Annotated in this window: 2 protein-coding genes; both read right to left on the bottom strand. The window is 82.5% G+C overall.

Features of this window, described 5'->3' with window-relative positions:
- The coding region (locus PYV61_RS26310; protein ID WP_275836852.1) for a prepilin-type N-terminal cleavage/methylation domain-containing protein at positions 1-426 on the bottom strand (426 nt) is incomplete at its 3' end.
- Positions 423-639, bottom strand: a 217-nt coding sequence (locus PYV61_RS26305) for a hypothetical protein (RefSeq protein ID WP_275836851.1), incomplete at its 5' end; no start/stop codon positions are given. The genes PYV61_RS26305 and PYV61_RS26310, both read right to left, overlap by 4 nt.

Here is a 639-nt window from a genome sequence, read left to right as displayed (position 1 = left end):
GACTTCGGGGAGGCGCACGCGCACCGCCGGCCCCCCGGCCGCGGGCCCGACCGGCGTCGCCACCAGCGTCACCCCGTCGGCGCCGGGCGCCAGCTCCACCGCCCACTCGTCGCCGGCGCCGAGCGGCGGGACGACGCCGCGCGTGCGCAGCCGCAGCGTGTCGCTCCCCTCGCCGCGGCCGCGCGCGACGGCGAACACCGTGTCGCCCTCGCCGGCGCCGGCGGAGGCGTCGCGCGCCTCGTCGCCGAGCAGCGCGCGCGACGCCGCGGCCGCGTCGTCGGCCGTCCGGCGCGCGGTCAGCCGCGCCTCGACGTCCGTCCCGGCGCGCAGCGCGCCGTACGCCAGCGCGGCGACCAGCCCCGTCACCGTCAGCGCGACCAGCGTCTCGATCAGCGTGAAGCCGCGGCGCGCGGCGGTCGCGGTCATCGCCGAGCGCCCGCCGCGCGGCGCACGAGGCGCCGCAGCGTGAAGGGCGTCCCGTCGGGGAGCGTCACGGTCGCCGAGATCTCGTCCACGGCGCCCGGCGCGCCCTCCCACGGCCGCACGGCGACGCGCGGGCGGAAGCGCGCCGCGTCGCCCGACGCCGCGTCGATCGCGGGCGCGTCGAGCAGCGCGCCCTCCAGCGCCGCCGTCGCGCGC

The organism is Roseisolibacter sp. H3M3-2, assembly GCF_029211165.1.
Taxonomy (GTDB): domain Bacteria; phylum Gemmatimonadota; class Gemmatimonadetes; order Gemmatimonadales; family Gemmatimonadaceae; genus Roseisolibacter.
The sequence above is the reverse complement of the archived record's forward strand: the minus strand, read 5'-3'. Positions and strand labels throughout refer to the sequence as shown.